We start from the raw sequence: 17091 nt of genomic DNA, 5'->3' as shown, positions 1-17091 counted from the left end.
AGGCCGCGACATGCTCTCGTATCTCATCAGTCGCCGATACCTGCGTGCAGCCTCGGCGCTGACTCTGGTCCTCGGCACGGGACTTGCCGTTCCGGCCGCCCTCGCCCCCGCCGCCGTTGCCGCGGCGCCCTCCGCCACCGCCGAGGTCAACTCGTACGGCTGGCAGCTCACCTACACGGCCGCCGCCGGACAGACGAACAAGCCCGCCGTCAAGGAGTCGCTGGTCAAGGGCAGTACGGAGGTCAGCTATGTGATCGACGACGTCATCCCGATCAGCGCGGGGCGTGGCTGCGTCCATCCCGTCGGCACGGACCGCACCAAGGTCGTCTGCACGGTCAGTGGTGTGGACAGCCAGGACCCGTACGCCGCGTTGGAGATGCGCCTCGGTGACGGCAACGACACCGTCAGCATCAACAACACCACCGGTCAGATCTTCCTCTTCAACAGCGTCGACCTGGGCCCCGGCAACGACAAGCTGACCGGCAACAGCGGGATCGACGGCAATCACGTCTCGGGTCAGGCCGGCAACGACACCATCACGGTCGGCAAGTACGGGACCATCCTGGGCGGTGACGGCGCCGACACGCTCTCCGCCACTGGCGGCGACAACATCGTGCAGGGCGGGAAAGGGAACGACGTGATCCGCGGTGCTGCGGGCGCCCAGTCCCTGTCCGGCGACGACGGCAATGATTCGTTGTACGGGGGGAACGGCAACGACTCGCTGTACGGCGGCAAGGGCAATGACGTCCTGTACGGGAACAGCGGTGCCGACGTGTTGTACGGGAACACCGGGAACGACAAGCTGTACGGCGGCGCCGGCAAGGACACGCTCTCCGGCGGCGCCGGGAAGAACGTCGTCCGTCAGGACTGACAGGTCGCGTTGGCCGGGGGACCGCTCCGCGTCAGGTGCTCGCGAACAAGGAGCGGCCCTCGGCCCAGCGGGTCACCCACCCCGCGAAACCGGGCGTCCCCGGCATCAACGAGGTGTCCGGCCGGGTGCCGAAGGGCACCGCGCCGTACTCGTCGATGAACCAGACGTGACCGCGCTGCGGGCCGGTGATGATCAAGTGCCAGTACATACCGCAGCCGTCGGTGCCCAGCAGCAGCGAGCCGTGGTCGAAGACGGGGGCTGTCCGGGCCTCGAACTCCTCGTCCGACAGCGCCGCTTCGTCGCCCTCCTCCTCCCACAACCACGCCGCCGTGAGCGGAAAGGGCTCGGCGAGCAGGCGCTCGGGGCGGTCCGAGCCCCAGTCCGAGGGCGTGCGCGCGAAGGGCAGCAGACCGTAGTGGGGCGGTCCCGCGCGCAGTCCGTCGCAGATCTCCGCCACGAACGTGCGGTACGGCTCCGGGAGTACGATGCCGTGCTCCGCCTCGAAGGACCGCACCGCCTCCCAACCGGCCGGCGCCACGGCCTCGGATCGGGACCCGAGTATTTCGCGGAGGGCGGTGAACTCGGCTGGGTCGCGGGTTTCTGGGTTCATGCCGGTCGGCCTAGAGCTCGGTTCCTTGGGGGATGAGATGGTCGTACTGGCCCGCCTTGACCGCGAGTATGTGCGCCAGCATTTCCTCGTCCGTGAAGCGGAGCGCGCCGTCGCGGTCGCGGTGCTTGGAGTCGCCGAAGGCGACGCCGCCGTTGATCGGCATGACCAGGACGCAATTCTCGCTCGAACCGCTGCTGAACGCGGACTTCTCCCACTCCCCGTGGAGAGGCTGTTCGTACAGGTCTGACTTCGATTCGGCTGTCACGACAGTTCTTTCCTGATGTCTTCGATGAGCTGAACGGTGAGTACGGGGCTCAGGGCGAAGGCCGCCAGGTCGGCGTACCTCCGTCGTGAATGCCGGACTGCTGCCGCTTCGTCGGTTACGGAGTCTCCCCGTTGCATCTCGGACGAGACCACACTGCGGTGTTCGACGCCGGGGAAGTCGAGAATGGTGAACGGTGTGCTGGAGACGCTGGCCGCGCCCGCCTCGAACGGGATCACGCGCAGGTTGACGTGCTGTCGTTTGACCGACGTCAGCAAGTGGTCCAGCTGGGCCCGCATGGCGTCCCGCCCGCCGACGACAGCCCTCAGGGCTGACTCCAGGCACAACGCGTCCAGGGTGGCCGGGTGTTCACCGATGAGCACGCCCTGACGCCTCTGCCGTACGTCGATGAAGATCTCGCGGTGTTCCGTGGCTTCGTGTTGCTGCCCGAACTCGACAAGGGCGGCCACGTAGTCCCTGGTCTGGAGGAGCCCTGGTACGTACGTGCCGCCGTGGCAGAAGATCTTCTCGGCCGCGTCCTCCAGGTAGAGGTAGCGGTACGAGTCCGCCGTGAACACGGCCTGGATCTCGGGACGTTCGTACCACGCACGGCCGAACGACCGGCCCTGGTCGATCGCGGCCCTCAGGGCGGCGCGTTCGTGGACGCTCGCTCCGTACGCCTCCAGCATCTCTTCGAGCTGGTCAGGGCTCGGGAACGCCTTGCCGCGTTCGATTTTGCTGATGTTGTGCCGTGAGCACTCCAGGCGCACCGCGATGTCGTCCTGCCGGAGGCGCGCGTGCTCACGCAGTCGCGCAAGCTCCCCGCCGACCTTCCGCATGGCGAAGATCGCGTTGGTGTTGACGCTGACGGGCACCGGTGTCCCTCCGGGTGGCATGACGTCCGATGGCAGCAGCGTAGCGCGCAGGGCAGCGCGAGCGACTCTTCCGAGCGGCTTCCCGCGATCAGCTTGCGCGCGACTAGTCGCGCGACTCATGCTGGGTGGCGCGCACCGGCGCCAGACGCCCGGGATGCGTATCCCTGGGTCATGCGTGCCCGACGGCTGTCATGACCTCTACTGCCGGAGGTACGAGTGATGGATCAGCGTGGATACGTACTCGCGGTCGAGCGGTACCCCTGTACCGCCCTCGCGGTCGGGGAGGCGCGGGCCCTCGCGGGGCGCGTCTACGCGCCGTACCCGTGGGTGGATCGCGACACCGTCAAGCTGCTGGTGAGCGAGACGGCCACCAACGCCGTGCTGCATGCGGGCGGCGGCGGGTTCGACCTTATCTGTCACTCGCCGGTGCGGGGTTCGGTCCAGATCGAGGTGCACGACCGGAGCCAGGCCGAGCCCAAGCGGCGCCCGCACGCGGCGTTGGACAGCCATGGGCGCGGGCTGGAGTTACTCGACCTCCTCGCGCCGGGGTGGGCCGTCGTCACGACGATGACGGGGAAGGGGTTGATCTTCACGCTGACGGCCGATCCGCCGGAGTCGGCCTATCGGCGGCTGCTGGAGCGGGTGTTGCTGGGGCTGGGTGGCAGCGTGCCGCTGGACGAGGGGTGATGGTGCGTCCGGGTGTGCGCACGGTCATGCTCGGCCCCAGGAGACGGCGCGAGTCGGCACGGTGGGGATCTGTGGCCCCGTCAGTCCGGCAGCACGGGGAGGTGAGCAATGCGGGGCGCCATGGACCGCACCGGCTCCTGGACCGTCGCTGACGTGCTCGGGTTGCCCGAGGGCCGCTCCGTACGGTACGAGCTGCTCGGTGAGTCCCTGGCGATGTCGCCGGCTCCGGGGGTGTGCCGTCAGGGCGCCTCATACCGGCTGCACGTCGCCCTGGACGCCACGCGGAGGACGCTGTGAGCGTCGATGCCGAGGCCGTGCAGTTCGTGGTCGAGCTGGTTTCACCAGGCGACAAGACCATGGACGCCCCCCGGCCGTCACGAGGACTTGTTGCGGTCCTCCAAGTAGCGCGTATGGGTCTCCTGGCGGCGGGATTCCGCCTCGCGCAGCGCCGTCGCCAGGGTGCGGGACTCGTCGTACAACACCGTCAGTTGGCGTTCCAGGTGGCGTTCCGGTGGGTCCGTGGTGGGTTGGAGGCGGGTCCACCAGCGAGTGCGTACGTACGTGTCCACCGACTCCGGGATGTCCTGGCGGATCGCCCTCGACAGCGTGTGCACCGCCTCCGGGTCCTGGGTCAGGGCGTCCGCGACCCAGCCGGGTTCCAGGAGGGCGGCCAGGACCTCGGTCAGTTCCGTCAGGCGGCCGGCCGCCGCCGGGGGGAGGTCCACCTCCGTGAGGTAGGTCGTCAGGGTGGTGAAGTCGGCGCGCAGAGTTGTTAGTTGTTCTGTCGTGTCGAAGGCCGGAGTCGGTGGGCGTTCCGGTGGTGCTATCAGGGCGCCCGCACCGTACAAACCCGCCACCACCAACGGCCAGTACGTGCCCGCCACTCCGGTGAACGTGGCCACCAGGCCGACCAGCGCGGACGCGCTGCCGGTCAGGTTCTTGCGCGATTCGAGGAACGCGAGCGCTCTACTGGTAGCCACGGATCTCCTCGAATGCTCCGTCCAGGGAACCCCGCGTCGCGTCGAAGAGCCGGCCGCCGGTGAGTTCCGCGATGTGGGCCAGCTCCCCCCGGTCCGAGTCGCCGAAGACGATGGGGAAGACCGGTGTGGTACGTCGCTCGGCCGGGAGCCGCGCGTAGAAGGTGTCGAAGTCCCCGGCGCTCGCACCCGTGGTGTTCTCGCCGTCCGTCATCAGCACGATCGAGGTGAAGGTGTCCGAACTGCCCTGTCCCAGACGGGAGTACGCCTCCTCCAGGCTGCTGTAGATCGCCGTCTCGCCGGACGCCGTCAGGGACGCGGCGTCCGCGCGGATCGCGTCCAGCGCCGCCGACGGGTCGCCGGGGGCGACCGTATGGCTCGTGACCTCCTTCACCTCCGCGCCGAACGGCATGAAGGTCACCTCCTCCCGGTCGCGGAAACGGTCGCCGGTCGGCGAGTTGCCCGTACCCGTCAGGGTGGTCAGCGCGGCCTTCAACCGGTCGAGACGTCCGCCCTCCATCGAGCCGGAGGTGTCCAGCACGTACACCGTGCGCGAGGGCCGGCGCAGTTTGTTCTCGTACGCGTTCAGCAGCCCGTCCGCGACCGATCGTGTGCCGGGGAACGGCAGTTCGCGCCGCTTGTCGGTCGCCAGGCCCTCGGCGGGCTTCACCGAGGGGACGACCGGGCGGCGGAACGTCTGGTCTGTCAGGGCCTGTTGGGCCTCCGGGCTCCGCAGGTACGTGGTGAGTGCCTGCCCCGCCTCCTTGGCCTCCCGGGGCGCCGACGTCAGCAGCGTAAAGGGGTAGTCGGCGGTCACCACCCCGTCCCTGGGGCGGATCACGGTGAGTCCGGTGTGGCTGTCGCGGTTCATGGACAGCAGGACCGACTCGTAGTTGACCAGGGCGTCGACGGTGTGGTGGCGGGTGTACGCGGTGGCCAGCCACCCCGACGAACCGGACGTGAGTTTCTGGCCCGCGAAGAACTCCGTCAACTTCGGCGTCGCTGCGCGCACATCGGCGTCGGTGAGTGCCGCCTGCGCGCCGGACAGCCCGGAGGCCACCGAAATCAGGCCGGAGAAGCCTGAGTTGGAACGTACGGGATCGGTCATGCCGTAGGTGAGCCGGCCGGCCGCGACCGCCTCGTACACCTGGGACCAGGTGACCCGGTCCGGCTGCCAGCCGAGCCGCTTCACCGTCGCCGCCTTGACGCCCAGGGCGACCGGCGACGACATGACCGGGGTCTCGTTGGTGAGGCGCCGGGAGACCCCCGGGCTCAGCCGCAGGTAGTCGTTGGACGACAGCCACACCGCGTCGTACTTCCCGTCGGCGCCGCCGGAGGCGATGAGGTCAGCCGCGTCCAGGGTGCCGGTCCAGGTGGGCCGTACCTTCACTCCTGTCTGCTTCTCGGCCAGGTCCAACACGCCCTGCATGTCGGACAGTTCGCTGGAGGCGAGCACGCGGAGCGTGCCCTTCTGGTACGTGGTGTCCGCGGCGCTTCCGTTCGTGCCGCCCGGCTGGTTCGTGGTGCTCGGGCGGGTGGGGGTGGTGTCGGAGGAGCAGGCGGTGAGCGTCGCCAGGAGGGCGGCGATCGTGGCTGTGGCGCGGAGGAGCTTTCGTCTCAATACCCTTTGTCCTACCGAGAGTCGTCTCATCGCGAGCCGCCTTCCAGGACGCCCGCCGAACGGGTCCGCTCCAGGTGCGCGCTCGCGTTCTGCAACTCCGTCGTGAGCGACTCCACGGTCGCCGCCATCGACTCCGTCGCCTGGATCTTGTACGTGTCGATCGCGTCGAGCGTGGTGTAGATCTGCTGGAAGGCCGCGCGCAGCGTCTCCGCGCCCACCGCGGGCTCCGCCGCGAGGCGCTGGATCTCGCCGCTCTGGGTGGCGAGCATCTCCGCGTTGCCCCGGATCAGGTCCTCCGTCGTCGCCCGCAGGACGGTCACCTGCTCGGTCACCTTGCGCTGGTTCTCCAGCGCCGAGGCCAGCATCACCGCGATCCGCAGGGCGGAGACGGTGGTGGTGGCCGCGCGGTCGACGCCCTTGATCAGCTCGTCGTTGTTGCGCCGCACGAGGTCCATCGCCAGGTATCCCTGTGCGCAGACGGCGAGTTGGGTGAGCAGGTCCTGGTGCTTCTGCCGGACGGGGAAGAGAACGTCGGCGCGCAGCGCGTCCGCCTGGGCGGGGTCCACGAGGTCGGCCTCGGCGATGCGCTCGCCGACCGCCGCGTCGAGCGCGCCGGTGAGGACCGCGTACTCCTGGAGCTTGCCCATGGTCTCCCACAGGCGGGTGCGCTCGGTGTGCAACGCGGCGTTGTCGCGACGCAGTTCGTCCTGGCCGCCCCGGAGCGAGCCGACGATCTTGTTCAAAGTGGACTGGGAGGAGGCGTACTTGGCCGCGTGGTCGCGCAGCTTGTTGCCGCCGGGCAGTTTGGAGAGGAAGCGCCTGGCCCCCTTGCCGGGGGTGTCGCGCGGGTCCAAGTCCTCGACGGTACGACGCAGTTCCACCAGGGACGACGAGACACGCGACTGCGCGTCCTCGCCGCCCGACGCGAGGGTCCGTACCGTACGGTCCAGCATCCGGTTGGACTGCTGGGCGGCGCCCCGGATCTCACCGGAGCCGAGGTTCGTTATCTCCCCTACGCGGGCGGTGAATTCGGGCGAGCGGGCGTCGAGCCCGGACAGCGACCCGACGTACTCGGCGGCGCGCCGCGTCATCTCGTCGTGTACGGAGTCGTCCACCGGTACGAGCCCCGCGGCCTGCTCGGTGCGCACCGGGGCGACCGGCTCGGGCGGGGTGAGGATCAGTTCGTTGCTCATGGTGTGTCTCCCCCTGGGACGTGAAGCTAGGACCGGGCGCGCAGGGCCATGTCGTGCAGCACCTCGGTGGTGGGCACGGGTGCCTGGCGGACCCCGGAAAGTGTCTGGTTCAGATAGGCGGCGCTGCCGGCGGTCGCCGCGGTGAAGCCGGCCGCGTCGCCCTGCGGGCGGAAGCCGTGCCGTACCGCGAGCGCGCGCAACGCCTTGTCGGTGGAGAGCAGTTCGCCCAGCGCCCGGCCGCCCTCGGTGAGAGGGACGAGCGTGTGGTCGCTGTTGACGGTGGTGTCCGGGTAGAGGACCACCAGATCGCCGGGGTCCTGCTTCTGGAGCAGCAGCGAGGCGACCTGGGACTCGTACACCAGCACCAGCGGATTGCCGACGCCGCTGATGAAGTCCCTGAACGGCGCGTCGGAGCTGGTCTGTTGGGCGCCCTGCACCGAGATCAGCTTCTTGAGCAGCGGGGCCGTCCGGGTGACGGCGGCCTTGTCGGTGGCCACGCGTCCGCCGTCGGCGACGTAGGACGCGGCGGCGAGGTAGAGCGCGCCGGAGCTGGAACTCTCCGGGTCGGTACTGGTGATGAAGACCGTGCCGCTGAACTCGGCGTGCGCCCCAGCCCCCTTGAGCTGCTGCCAGGTCCGCCCGTCACCGGCCGCCGCGAGGTACGGCTTCATCCGCAGGGTGCCACGGGAGGTGCCTTTGTTCAGGGTGGCGAGGCTGTTGTCGGCGAGGACACGGGCGGCCGAGCGGTGGGCGACGACCACGAGCGGCGAGTAGAAGGGACGCAGGGGTCCGCCCTGCACCGCGTACTTCTTCACCAGCCCGTCGGCCGGGGCCTTCGACGAGGGGAAGGCGAAGTCGTACCCGTCCAGGGGCAGTTCCTCCATGGCCCAGGAGCCGGAGGTCTCCGTCTTCACGGTGAAGCCCCGGGCAGCCAGCGCTTTCACCACCTTGGGGTCGGCGAAGAACTCCGCCTTCTCCGACCCGATCACTCCACGCACGGTCTTCGTTGCCGTGCTGGTGCCTTGGCTCTCTCGGCCTGCCACGACGGCTGCTGCCACGCCGCCGATCAGCAGCACCGCCAGGACGATTCCCAGGATGCGTTTCACAGGACGAGCGTGCTCGCGGAAACCCACGTTCCGGGCGGAGTTGGATGTACGAGGGGTGAAGTACCCATCCCGGTAAGGAACCGGAACGCGCCCTTCGGGGCGATGTCGCCTGTTTCCGTGTCCGCCTCACTGTGGTGCTACGGATGTGGTGCTACGACGGATCGGCGGCATGCTCCCGCAGGAAGGCTCCGGCATGGGCGGCGGCCTCCTCTTTCGTCGCGTACCAGGTGTGGTCCTCGGCGGCGCCGCGTGTCCCGTCCGCGCCTTCGGCCGTCCAGGCCCAGCCGCCGGACCGCGAGTCGCGCACCAGTTCGGCGGTACCGCCGAAGAGTGCGAGCACCGAGCCCGCCTGTGCCGCCGTGGCCGTGGGGCGGGGGACCGCGTCGGGCCACTTTTTGCGCGCGCCCTGCCGGGTGATGCCCCAGACCGCACCCATCTGCTCGTAACTCGCGCCGTAGGAGCCGGCCGTTCCCGCCGCGATCGCCGTCAGTCGCTTGACCTCCGTATCCACCACCTTCCAGGCGGCGAGGACGGACAGGGTCACCTCAACCGGGTCCGCCTCCCACATTTGCGCTTCGGGAACCCCCGACTCGCGTGAGCGAATGGCCGCCGCGAGTGGGTTGAGGGCATCGGTAAGGGCTCTCGCCAGTTCGGCGCGCTCTTCAGAGGTGATCTCTGTCGAAGTCATACGACAACTATAGTTACCGCCGCCCATCTCGACAACTGTAGTTAACGGCGCGCCGTCTGGCCGCGGCCGGAGCGGATGTCGCGATCGCCTACGAGAAATCGGCCGACAAGGCCGGTGTCGGCGTGCGGGACGTGAAGCACCTCGGGGTCCGCGCGGTGGCCCTACGGGCCGACCAGGGGCGGCGGGACGACGTGGTGCGTCTGGTCGCGGAGGTCGCTCGGCGATTCGGCCGTATCGACATCCCGGTCAACAGCGCGGCCGTCTTACCATCACCGCGCAACGCGCCTGGACAGCCTGTTTCGGCGATACAGCGCGACCAAGGCCGCCCTCAGCATCTCCTGGGCACACGAGCTGGCTCCGCGCGGGATCACCGTCAACACGGTCGTGTCCGCCTTCGCCGAGACGGACATGGGAATCCCGCAGGACACCGACCTGGGGCGGGCGGCTCTCTCCTCCCTCCCGTTCCACCGTTACGGGAGGCCGGAGGAAGTGGCGGCGGCCGTCGCGTTCCTGGCCGGCCCGGCCGCCTCGTACATCACGGGTACGGACGTCAACGTCAACGGCGGCTGGAACGCCTGAGTAGCCGCCGACGCCAGGCGGGGTGTGTGGCACCCGGTCCGCGCGCCTCCGCGGCCCGTGGACCGGGGCCGTCAGTGGGCGCCGACCAGTCGGCGGGGGGTGCCCGGGGTGGCCGGGGGTTCGGCGAGGGCGGCGGTGTGCGCGTCCATCCGCTCGGCGGACAGGATCGCGGCGGCGGTGTCGGCACGCGAGGCGGCGACGACCAGGGCGCGACCCGCGAGGGCGAGGGCCCGGGCGTGCAGCTCGGCGCGGTGGGCATGCGGCAGATCTGCGGTGGGGATGTCGTCCGTGTCGTTCGCCGGGTGGGTCGCGGCGGGGGCCGGGCGCACCGGCGCCGCACCCCGCAGCCGCTCTATCTGCCGCGCGATGCTCCCACCCGCTTCGTCCAGCCCCAGCTCGTCGGTCACGGCAAGGAGCGCGGAGAGGTGGCCGGCCAGCTGGATGTCCAGCTCTTCCTCCCGGCTGCGGTGGGGGAAGTCGGCGTCGGCCATCGTGTGGACCGACTTGGCGCGGATCGGTTCGTACATGAGATGGCCTCCTGGCAACGTCAGGAAACCATCCTACATTGGAATCGGTCTAAAGTTGAGTCCCGTCGGAATCGAGGGAGGGACAGGGGGGAGAGGGCGTGGGCCGGGCGAGGGCCTACGGCTGGGAGTAGCCGTCCAGGAAGTTTCCGATTCGGGTTACCGCGTCCGTCAGGTCCTGGGTGGTCGGGAGGGTCACGATGCGGAAGTGGTCCGGTTCCGGCCAGTTGAAGCCTGTGCCGTGGACGACCATGATCTTTTCGGCGCGGAGGAGGTCCAGGACCATCTCCCGGTCGTCCTTGATCTTGTAGACCTTCGGGTCGAGCCGGGGGAAGAGATACAGCGCGCCCTTCGGCTTCACGCACGTCACCCCAGGGATCTGGGTGAGCAGGTCGTACGCCGTGTCCCGCTGTTCCAGGATCCGGCCGCCCGGCAGGACCAGGTCCTGGATCGACTGCCGGCCGCCGAGGGCCGTCGCCACCGCGTGCTGCGACGGCATGTTGGCGCAGAGCCGCATGTTGGCCAGGATCGTCAGGCCTTCGATGTACGACGTGGCGTGGGCCTTGGGGCCGCACACCGCCATCCAGCCGGAGCGGAAACCCGCGACACGGTAGTTCTTGGACAGCCCGTTGAACGTCAGGGTGAGCAGGTCGGGCGCGATCGCCGCCGTGGGGGTGTGGGTGGCGCCGTCGTACAGGATCCGGTCGTAGATCTCGTCCGAGCACACGATCAGGTTGTGCCGGCGGGCGATCTCGGTGAGCGAGGCCAGCATCTCGTCCCCGTACACCGCGCCCGTCGGGTTGTTCGGGTTGATGATCACGATCGCCTTCGTGCGGTCGGTGATCTTGCGCTCGATGTCGGTGAGGTCCGGCATCCACTCGGCCTGCTCGTCGCACCGGTAGTGCACGGCCGTGCCCCCGGCGAGCGACACGCTCGCCGTCCACAGCGGATAGTCCGGTGCCGGTACGAGCACCTCGTCGCCGTCGTCCAGCAGCGCCTGCATCGACATCTGGATCAGCTCGGAGACGCCGTTGCCGAGGTAGATGTCCTCGACGTCCAGGTCGATGCCCTTGGTCTGGTAGTGCTGCATCACCGCGCGCCGCGCGGACAGCAGGCCCTTCGCGTCGCCGTAGCCGTGCGCGTCGCCGAGGTTGCGGAGCATGTCCTCAAGGATCTCGGGCGGGCACTCGAAGCCGAACGCCGCCGGGTTCCCGGTGTTGAGCTTGAGGATGCGGTGGCCCGCCGCCTCCAGCCGCGTCGCCTCCTCCAGGACCGGGCCCCGGATCTCGTAACAGACGTTGGCGAGCTTCGTCGACTGGATCACCTGCATGTCCGCCACCTTACGGCCGGGTGACGAGGGCCGCGTCGTGTTTTTGCCCACGTTGCTCCGTACTGATGACGGGGGACTGATGACGGGGGCTCGGTCGCGCGGTCGCCGCGCCGGCGCACTCAGCGGACCGGGAAGCCGAAACCGTATCCGTGGTGGCGCAGCCACGGCAGCAGCTTCCTGAGCGCCGCCGCCGTCTGGGAGCGGTCGCCGCCGCCGTCGTGGAAGAGGAGGGTCGGGCCGTTGTCCAGCTCGTGCCGCACCACGTGCAGGATCGCGCCGACGCCCGGCTCCTCGTAGTCCTTCGTGTCCACGTTCCAGCCCAGCGGGCGCATGCCCGCCGACGCGGCGATCTGCCTGCTGTACGGGGTGAACGCGCCGCCCGGCGCCCGGTAGTACAGCGGCTCGACGCCCCCCGACGCCCGGGTGATCTGCTGGGCCGCGGCCAGGATCTGCTGCTTCTGGTAGCGCTTCGAGCGGTGGTCCATCGCGGTGTTGTGCGTGACGGTGTGGTCGCACAGCCGGTGGCCGTCGGCCACCACCCGCCGGACCAGGCCGGGGTGGGCGGCGGCCTGCGGGCCGATCATGCAGAAGGTCGCCCGGGCCCCGTTGTCCCGGAGGATCTTGAGGATCTTCGGGGTCCAGGTGGGGTCGGGGCCGTCGTCGATGGTGATGTTCACGGCGCGGCGGCTGCCGCCCTCGACCGCGTGGGCGATGTCCATGTTCACGCGGGGTGGGGGGAGCTTCGGGTCGGGGGAAGAGGTCTGGCCGGGTGGGGTGGGGGGAGTGGATGGGGTGGGGGGAGTCGATGGTGTGGTTGGGGTGGTCGGGGCGGCTGGGCCGGCTGGGGTGGCTGATGGGGTGCGGCCGTGTGGGGCCGGGGCCTTCGGGGTGGCCCTGGACCGGACCGTGGAGCCCTTGTCGTCGGGGCCGCCGGCGCCCTGGGATCCGTCCGCGAGCTGGCCGCCGCACCCCGTGACCAGGGCCGCCGCGATCAGAACGAGCAAGGCGGACCGTGCCCCCCGTACCCCCGCCGTTCGAGCTGTTCGAGCCGGTCGAATGCCCGTGCGTGCCATCGTGCCCACCACTCCCGCTGTCGCCTCGCGTCGTCCTCGGAGAGAGACGAGCGGAAGGGGCGGGAGGATCCGGTCATCACCGGATGGTCATAAGTTCGTGGGACCCGATCGCTCACCAGTGCCTTTCCAGGCCGTACGGCACGCGCCGGACGGTTACCCCGCCACCGCGTGCAGCGCCCCGGGCCTGCGCCCCGTCAGGTTGTCCAGCGCCGCCGACGTGGCGTCGTCCGCCGGCAGGTGAACCACCACGTGCAGGCCGTCCAGGCCCGGCAGGTCCAGCGTCTCGGTCGCCAGGCTGAGTGCGCCCGCGGCCGGATGTGCCACCCGCTGTGACAGCGGGCTCTCGGGCGTGAGGGCGGCGCGCGCCCAGCGGTCCGTGAAAAGAGCCCCGGCCGCCCCGGACAGCTCCTCCACGAACGACGCCAGGAAGCGGTCCTCCGGTACGGAGTCGGTCTTGAGGCGCGAGACCAGTACGTCCGCCTCGCGCTCCCAGTCCATCAGGACCCTACGGGCCCGCCGGTCCGTGAAGACATAGCGGGCGAGATTCGGGGCGGGGGAGTCCAGCAGGCCCAGCGGGGCGACCAGCCGCGCGTACCCCTCCGTGTACGCCAGCACCTCGGTCAGCCGGTTGACCAGGACTGAGGGGGTGGGCTCCAGCCGGTCGAGCAGGGCCCGCACCGTGGGTCGTACGGTACGGGTCGGCGGCGTGCCCGCGCCCGGGCAGAGTCCCAGCGTGCCGGTGGTGACCTTCTCCGCGCGCATGAGCGCGAAACGCTCGTCGGCCGTCAGCCGCAGCGCGTCGGCGAGGGCGCTGAGCACCTGGGGCGAGGGGTGACGGCCCCGGCCCTGTTCGAGGCGGGCCAGGTACTCGACGCTGATACCCGCCAGCATCGCCAGCTCGGACCGGCGCAGACCGGGCGTACGGCGGCGGCTGCCGCCGGGGAGGCCCACCTGGGCCGGTGTCACGGCCTCGCGGCGGGCGCGCAGGAAAAGGCCCAGCTCGTTGTGGCTCACCTCAGCAATTTACGCCGGATCGGCGCGCGGATCGTAGCCCTGCCAGTACCCGCCTCGGCCGGGGCTTCCTCGGTGCGCGCGGCCACGACAGGTTGTGCGGAGGCCGGGCCCGGGGTCCGGCCTTCCTCACCTCGACCTCCGCCTTCACCTTCTCCAGAGGGGCACCTGTGTTCATCGCCTATGCCGTCGTCGGCCTGTTGCTCGCCGCCGGACTGACCATGTCCGCCGTCGGTACGTTCACCCGCAACGAGAAGGTCATCGCGTCGATGCTCGGACTCGGCGTACCGGAGTCCTGGCTTCCGCGGCTGGCCACGCTGAAAGCGCTCGGCGCGGTGGGACTGGTCGTGGGGCTGTGGGTGCCGCTGATAGGCGAGGCGGCGGCGGTCGGGGTTCTCCTCTACTTCATCGGGGCCGTCATCACCCATCTGCGCGCCAAGGACCACGAGATCGCCCCGGCGGGGGTGTTCGTGGTGCTGGCCGTCGGCGCGTTTGTGCTGCGCCTCGCCTCGGCCTGAGCGTCGTACGCGAGCAGCCACCCCACTTACCCCCGTACGAGCAGCCGGTACCTCACCCCGTACGCCGCACCGACCGCCCCGCCAGCGTGTCCGTCCGCCGGCCGTCCTCGATCACGAAGCGGCCGTCGATCAGCACATGCGGGATGCCCACGGGGAGAGTGCGCGGGGACTCGAACGTCGACCCGGCCGCCACCGTGGCCGGGTCGAAGAGGACCAGGTCCGCGCGGTAGCCCTCCCGTACCAGACCGCGATCGGGAAGGCGGAGGCGCGCGGCCGGGCGCGAGGTCAGGTGCGCCACGCACTCCTCCAGGCTCAGGACGCCCAACTCCCGCGCGTACCGCCCGAGATACCGCGGGAACGTGCCGTACGCACGCGGGTGCGGCTTCGCGCCCTGGAGGATGCCGTCGCTGCCGCCCGTGTGCACGCGGTGGCGCATGATCTCCCGGACGTTCTCCTCGTGGCCCACGTGCTGGAGGATCGTCGAGCCGAGACCGTCCTCGATCAGCAGCCTGCGGGCCGTGACCCAGGGGGCTTCAGCGCGTTCGGCCGCCGACGCGGCGACCGTCTTGCCCACGTACGGGTCCAGTCCCGGCGCCGAGACCCCCGAGATCTCGATCGTGTCCCACTCGATGGGCACCCCGTGGCAGCCGTCCGCCCCGACCACCTCCATGTGGTGGCGGATCTTCTCGGCGGTGGTGTGGTCGCGCAGCCGCGCCAGGATGCTGTCCGGGCCGCCCTCGCTCGCCCAACTGGGCAGCATCGCAACGAGGGTGGTACATCCGGGGGTGTACGGATAGGTGTCCAGGGTGATGTCGGCGCCCGCGTCCAGCGCCCTGTCCAACAGGGCCAGCAGATCAGGGGCCTTGCCCTCGTTCACGCCGAAGTTCATGGTGGCGTGGGCCAGATGGAGCGCGCACCCCGCCCGGCGGGTGAGCGTGACCATCTCCTCGTACGCCTGGAGCGCGCCGGCGCCGTACGACCGGTGGTGCGGGCAGTAGTAGCCGCCGTACCGCGCCACCACCCGGCAGAGCGCGGTCAGTTCGGCGTCGTCGGCGTACATGCCGGGCGTGTACGTCAGCCCGGAGGACATGCCGACCGCGCCCTGCTCCAGGCCCTCGGCCACCAGCTGTTCCATACGGGCCAGTTCGGCGCCGGTCGCCGGGCGGTCGTCCCAACCGACCGCGTACATACGGACCGTGCCCTGGGGGATCAGGTACGCGGCGTTGACCGCGATGCCCTCTCCGTCGAAGCCGTGGTCGAGCCGGTCCAGGTACTCACCGACCGTCCGCCAGTCGAAGTCGATGTCCGAACCGCCGCCGTTCCAGCCGGTGATGGACTGCCTGACCTGGGCGAGGGTCGGGTCGTCCACGGGCGCGTACGACAGGCCGTCCTGCCCGATCACCTCCAGCGTCACCCCCTGCGCGGCCTTCGCCGCGTGGCCGGGGTCGCGCAGCAGGGCGAGGTCGCTGTGCGCGTGCATGTCGATGAAGCCGGGGGAGAGGGCGAGCCCGGCGGCGTCGAGAGAGCGCGCGGCGCTCAGGCGGGGGCCGGCGCCCTCCCTCCGTATCGCGGCGATGCGACCGTCCGTGAGGCCCACGTCCGCGCGGTAGGAGGGGTCGCCGGTGCCGTCGACGACCTGTACGTCCTGGATGACGAGATCCATGGCCTGCGCTCCTGGGTCCTGGGTCCGGGGGTCCTGACGGCTTCCTGAAAGAACGTATTTCTAGAAGAACGTACGGATCACGTCCGTGACCGTGCCGTCCGCCTCCACCAGCGGGATCAGCTGCCACTTGTCGAACGACGTGCACGGGTGCGACAGCCCCAGCCCGACCCAGTCACCGACCTCCAGCTGCGCCCCCTCGGCCGTGGACACCCAGGTGTGCTGGTCGGACAGGCCGGTGACGGTCAGCCCGGTGGCGGGCCTGACCTCACCGGTATGGCCGTCCCGGATCACCTGGGCCTCCGGGAGGTCCAGGTCGTACGCCGCGTCCCGCTTGCCCGCGTTCAAGAACGCCTGCCCGGCGGACGGGCGGGAGACCACCTGCGCCCACAGCCGGAACGCGGGCTCCAGGGCGCCTTCCTCGGGCACGCGGTTGAAGGGGGAGAGGCGGCGGTAGTGGCCGTCGTCGTGCGAGACGTACGCGCCGGAGCGCAGCAGTTTCAGTACGGGAAGGGAGAGCGCCGGGATCTCGGCGAAGACGTCGGCGACCGCGTCGAACCAGGCGCTGCCGCCCGCGCTGATCACGATCTCGTCCGGTCCGTCCGGTCCGTCCGGTCCGCCCGGCCTGCCCGGCCCGTCCGGCCCCGAGAAGCGGCCCGCCTTGTCGAACTCCGAGGCCAGCGCGACCAGTCGGCGCAGCCAGGCGCGTACCCGGTCACCGTCGGCGTCCGGCACCTCGCCCTCGTACCCGGCGACTCCCGCCAGGCGGAGGGTGGTGACGGCGGCCACCGCGTCGGCGACCGCCGCGCAGTCCGCCTCCGTACGTGCTCCGGTACGGGCCCCCTCGCCCGCGCCCAGTTCGACCACGACCTCCACCGGGCGGGTGGCACCGGCCGCGCGCAGGGCCTCGTCCATCAACTCGACCCCGCGCACGGAGTCCACGTAACAGAGGAAGCGGAAGTCCGGGTCGCGGTCCAGCTCGCCGGCCAGCCAGCGCAGCGCCGCCGCGTCGACCACCTCGTTGGCGAGGAAGATCCGCCGGATGCCGAACGCCCGGTAGACGCGCGCCTGGTGGGGCAGGGCGGCGGTGATGCCCCAGGCGCCGTGGGCGAGTTGGCGCTCGAAGAGCTGGGGGGACATGGAGGTCTTGCCGTGCGGGGCGAAGGCCAGGCCGTGGCGTTCGGCGTAGGTCTCCAGCAGGGTGAGGTTGTGCGCGAGCGACTCGGCGGAGAGGGCGAGCACGGGGGTGGTGAAGCCGCCGGTGAACAGGTCGCGGCGCTGGGCGGCGAGCGCGCCGACCGTCAGGCCCTCGGCGTCCGGCGGGAGCCCCTTGAAGCGGTGGTCCACGCGCTCGTCGCGGAGGTGGTCGACCCGTCCGTCGCCGAGGTGGTCCACGTGCTCGTCGCCGAGCGGGGCGGGTCGGTCGGTCGCCATGCGGGCCTCCGGAGTCGAAGTGGGATCGTTTTGATCGCTATCGTTGCAACATTTGCAACACCCATTGCGCAT

The 17091-nt window shown here is 70.4% G+C and carries 19 protein-coding genes and 1 pseudogene; 6 read left to right on the top strand and 14 right to left on the bottom strand.

Annotated features, from left to right (window positions below; genetic code table 11):
- The first annotated feature begins 10 nt into the window (after positions 1–10).
- A complete protein-coding gene (locus OG349_RS12955) occupies positions 11–871 on the top strand; it encodes a calcium-binding protein (protein ID WP_327234753.1) in 861 nt (286 codons plus the stop codon).
- A 31-nt stretch (positions 872–902) separates the two neighbouring features.
- Here the strand turns inward: OG349_RS12955 and OG349_RS12950 are convergent, their stop codons facing one another.
- Genes OG349_RS12950 through OG349_RS12940 form a run of 3 tightly spaced genes read right to left on the bottom strand, consistent with a single transcriptional unit; the run spans position 903 to position 2618 of the window.
- Complete coding sequence (locus tag OG349_RS12950) at positions 903–1481, bottom strand: SMI1/KNR4 family protein (RefSeq protein ID WP_327234752.1); 579 nt, start codon at positions 1479–1481, stop codon at positions 903–905.
- A 10-nt stretch (positions 1482–1491) separates the two neighbouring features.
- Positions 1492–1746 carry a DUF397 domain-containing protein gene (locus OG349_RS12945; RefSeq protein ID WP_327234751.1) on the bottom strand — a complete coding sequence of 85 codons (255 nt, stop codon included), beginning with the start codon at positions 1744–1746 and terminating at the stop codon, positions 1492–1494.
- Positions 1743–2618 (bottom strand): helix-turn-helix domain-containing protein, encoded by an 876-nt coding sequence (locus OG349_RS12940; protein ID WP_327234750.1) that lies wholly within the window; start codon positions 2616–2618, stop codon positions 1743–1745. The genes OG349_RS12945 and OG349_RS12940 overlap by 4 nt, the downstream gene beginning before the upstream one ends.
- 219 nt (positions 2619–2837) lie before the next feature.
- Between OG349_RS12940 and OG349_RS12935 the strand changes: the two genes are divergently transcribed.
- Positions 2838–3305: an ATP-binding protein gene (locus OG349_RS12935; RefSeq protein WP_327234749.1), complete on the top strand. Its 468-nt coding sequence runs from the start codon at positions 2838–2840 to the stop codon at positions 3303–3305.
- Between the two features lie 108 nt (positions 3306–3413).
- Positions 3414–3602: a hypothetical protein gene (locus OG349_RS12930; protein ID WP_327234748.1), complete on the top strand. Its 189-nt coding sequence runs from the start codon at positions 3414–3416 to the stop codon at positions 3600–3602.
- A 77-nt stretch (positions 3603–3679) separates the two neighbouring features.
- Here OG349_RS12930 and OG349_RS12925 read toward each other — a convergent pair whose 3' ends face one another.
- The 5 genes from OG349_RS12925 to OG349_RS12905 form a co-directional block, all read right to left on the bottom strand.
- Positions 3680–4285, bottom strand: a complete 606-nt coding sequence (locus OG349_RS12925) for a hypothetical protein (protein WP_327234747.1) — start codon at positions 4283–4285, stop codon at positions 3680–3682.
- Positions 4272–5933 (bottom strand): substrate-binding and vWA domain-containing protein, encoded by a 1662-nt coding sequence (locus OG349_RS12920; protein ID WP_442806243.1) that lies wholly within the window; start codon positions 5931–5933, stop codon positions 4272–4274. The genes OG349_RS12925 and OG349_RS12920 overlap by 14 nt, the downstream gene beginning before the upstream one ends.
- Positions 5930–7096, bottom strand: coding sequence for a toxic anion resistance protein (locus OG349_RS12915; protein WP_327234745.1), 1167 nt, complete (start codon positions 7094–7096; stop codon positions 5930–5932). Before OG349_RS12915 ends, OG349_RS12920 begins: the two co-directional genes overlap by 4 nt.
- A gap of 26 nt (positions 7097–7122) precedes the next feature.
- Positions 7123–8229: a hypothetical protein gene (locus tag OG349_RS12910; protein ID WP_327234744.1), complete on the bottom strand. Its 1107-nt coding sequence runs from the start codon at positions 8227–8229 to the stop codon at positions 7123–7125.
- A 124-nt stretch (positions 8230–8353) separates the two neighbouring features.
- On the bottom strand, positions 8354–8890 hold the full coding sequence (locus tag OG349_RS12905) for a hypothetical protein (RefSeq protein ID WP_327234743.1): 537 nt from the start codon (positions 8888–8890) through the stop codon (positions 8354–8356).
- A gap of 56 nt (positions 8891–8946) precedes the next feature.
- Between OG349_RS12905 and OG349_RS34830 the strand changes: the two are divergent.
- Positions 8947–9153 (top strand): annotated as a pseudogene (locus tag OG349_RS34830) (SDR family oxidoreductase); the annotation flags it as partial.
- 22 nt (positions 9154–9175) lie between these two features.
- Entirely contained in the window at positions 9176–9469 is a 294-nt protein-coding gene (locus OG349_RS12900) for an SDR family oxidoreductase (protein ID WP_327238555.1), read from the top strand.
- A gap of 71 nt (positions 9470–9540) precedes the next feature.
- On the opposite strand, the gene OG349_RS12895 is transcribed toward OG349_RS12900, so the two are convergent.
- The 4 genes from OG349_RS12895 to OG349_RS12880 form a co-directional block, all read right to left on the bottom strand.
- A complete protein-coding gene (locus OG349_RS12895; protein WP_327234742.1) occupies positions 9541–9996 on the bottom strand; it encodes an SCO4983 family protein in 456 nt (151 codons plus the stop codon).
- A gap of 115 nt (positions 9997–10111) precedes the next feature.
- Positions 10112–11323: a pyridoxal phosphate-dependent aminotransferase gene (locus OG349_RS12890; RefSeq protein WP_327234741.1), complete on the bottom strand. Its 1212-nt coding sequence runs from the start codon at positions 11321–11323 to the stop codon at positions 10112–10114.
- A 119-nt stretch (positions 11324–11442) separates the two neighbouring features.
- On the bottom strand, positions 11443–12396 hold the full coding sequence (locus tag OG349_RS34825; RefSeq protein ID WP_442806242.1) for a polysaccharide deacetylase family protein: 954 nt from the start codon (positions 12394–12396) through the stop codon (positions 11443–11445).
- A 153-nt stretch (positions 12397–12549) separates the two neighbouring features.
- Positions 12550–13410, bottom strand: coding sequence for a helix-turn-helix domain-containing protein (locus OG349_RS12880; RefSeq protein WP_327234740.1), 861 nt, complete (start codon positions 13408–13410; stop codon positions 12550–12552).
- 167 nt (positions 13411–13577) lie between these two features.
- On the opposite strand from OG349_RS12880, the gene OG349_RS12875 reads away from it, so the two are divergent.
- Positions 13578–13925: a DoxX family protein gene (locus OG349_RS12875; RefSeq protein ID WP_327234739.1), complete on the top strand. Its 348-nt coding sequence runs from the start codon at positions 13578–13580 to the stop codon at positions 13923–13925.
- 52 nt (positions 13926–13977) lie between these two features.
- Here OG349_RS12875 and OG349_RS12870 read toward each other — a convergent pair whose 3' ends face one another.
- Together OG349_RS12870 and OG349_RS12865 are read right to left on the bottom strand one after the other, a co-directional pair.
- Complete coding sequence (locus OG349_RS12870) at positions 13978–15588, bottom strand: N-acyl-D-amino-acid deacylase family protein (RefSeq protein ID WP_327234738.1); 1611 nt, start codon at positions 15586–15588, stop codon at positions 13978–13980.
- Between the two features lie 60 nt (positions 15589–15648).
- Entirely contained in the window at positions 15649–17019 is a 1371-nt protein-coding gene (locus tag OG349_RS12865) for an alanine racemase (protein ID WP_327234737.1), read from the bottom strand.
- Positions 17020–17091: the final 72 nt, after the last annotated feature.

The sequence above is a fragment of the Streptomyces sp. NBC_01317 genome (genome assembly GCF_035961655.1).
In the GTDB taxonomy this organism is placed as follows: Bacteria; Actinomycetota; Actinomycetes; order Streptomycetales; family Streptomycetaceae; genus Streptomyces.
The sequence above is the reverse complement of the archived record's forward strand: the minus strand, read 5'-3'. Positions and strand labels throughout refer to the sequence as shown.

What these genes read in the sequence shown, in the direction of transcription:
- OG349_RS12890 (WP_327234741.1), bottom strand. Translation starts at nt 11,323, where the DNA reads ATGCAGGTGATCCAGTCGACGAAGCTCGCCAACGTCTGTTACGAGATC.
- OG349_RS12870 (WP_327234738.1), bottom strand. Translation starts at nt 15,588, where the DNA reads ATGGATCTCGTCATCCAGGACGTACAGGTCGTCGACGGCACCGGCGAC.
- OG349_RS12865 (WP_327234737.1), bottom strand. Translation starts at nt 17,019, where the DNA reads ATGGCGACCGACCGACCCGCCCCGCTCGGCGACGAGCACGTGGACCAC.
- OG349_RS12930 (WP_327234748.1), top strand. Translation starts at nt 3,414, where the DNA reads ATGCGGGGCGCCATGGACCGCACCGGCTCCTGGACCGTCGCTGACGTG.
- OG349_RS12950 (WP_327234752.1), bottom strand. Translation starts at nt 1,481, where the DNA reads ATGAACCCAGAAACCCGCGACCCAGCCGAGTTCACCGCCCTCCGCGAA.
- OG349_RS12955 (WP_327234753.1), top strand. Translation starts at nt 11, where the DNA reads ATGCTCTCGTATCTCATCAGTCGCCGATACCTGCGTGCAGCCTCGGCG.
- OG349_RS12935 (WP_327234749.1), top strand. Translation starts at nt 2,838, where the DNA reads ATGGATCAGCGTGGATACGTACTCGCGGTCGAGCGGTACCCCTGTACC.
- OG349_RS12895 (WP_327234742.1), bottom strand. Translation starts at nt 9,996, where the DNA reads ATGTACGAACCGATCCGCGCCAAGTCGGTCCACACGATGGCCGACGCC.
- OG349_RS12920 (WP_442806243.1), bottom strand. Translation starts at nt 5,933, where the DNA reads ATGAGACGACTCTCGGTAGGACAAAGGGTATTGAGACGAAAGCTCCTC.
- OG349_RS12905 (WP_327234743.1), bottom strand. Translation starts at nt 8,890, where the DNA reads ATGACTTCGACAGAGATCACCTCTGAAGAGCGCGCCGAACTGGCGAGA.
- OG349_RS34825 (WP_442806242.1), bottom strand. Translation starts at nt 12,396, where the DNA reads ATGGCACGCACGGGCATTCGACCGGCTCGAACAGCTCGAACGGCGGGG.
- OG349_RS12915 (WP_327234745.1), bottom strand. Translation starts at nt 7,096, where the DNA reads ATGAGCAACGAACTGATCCTCACCCCGCCCGAGCCGGTCGCCCCGGTG.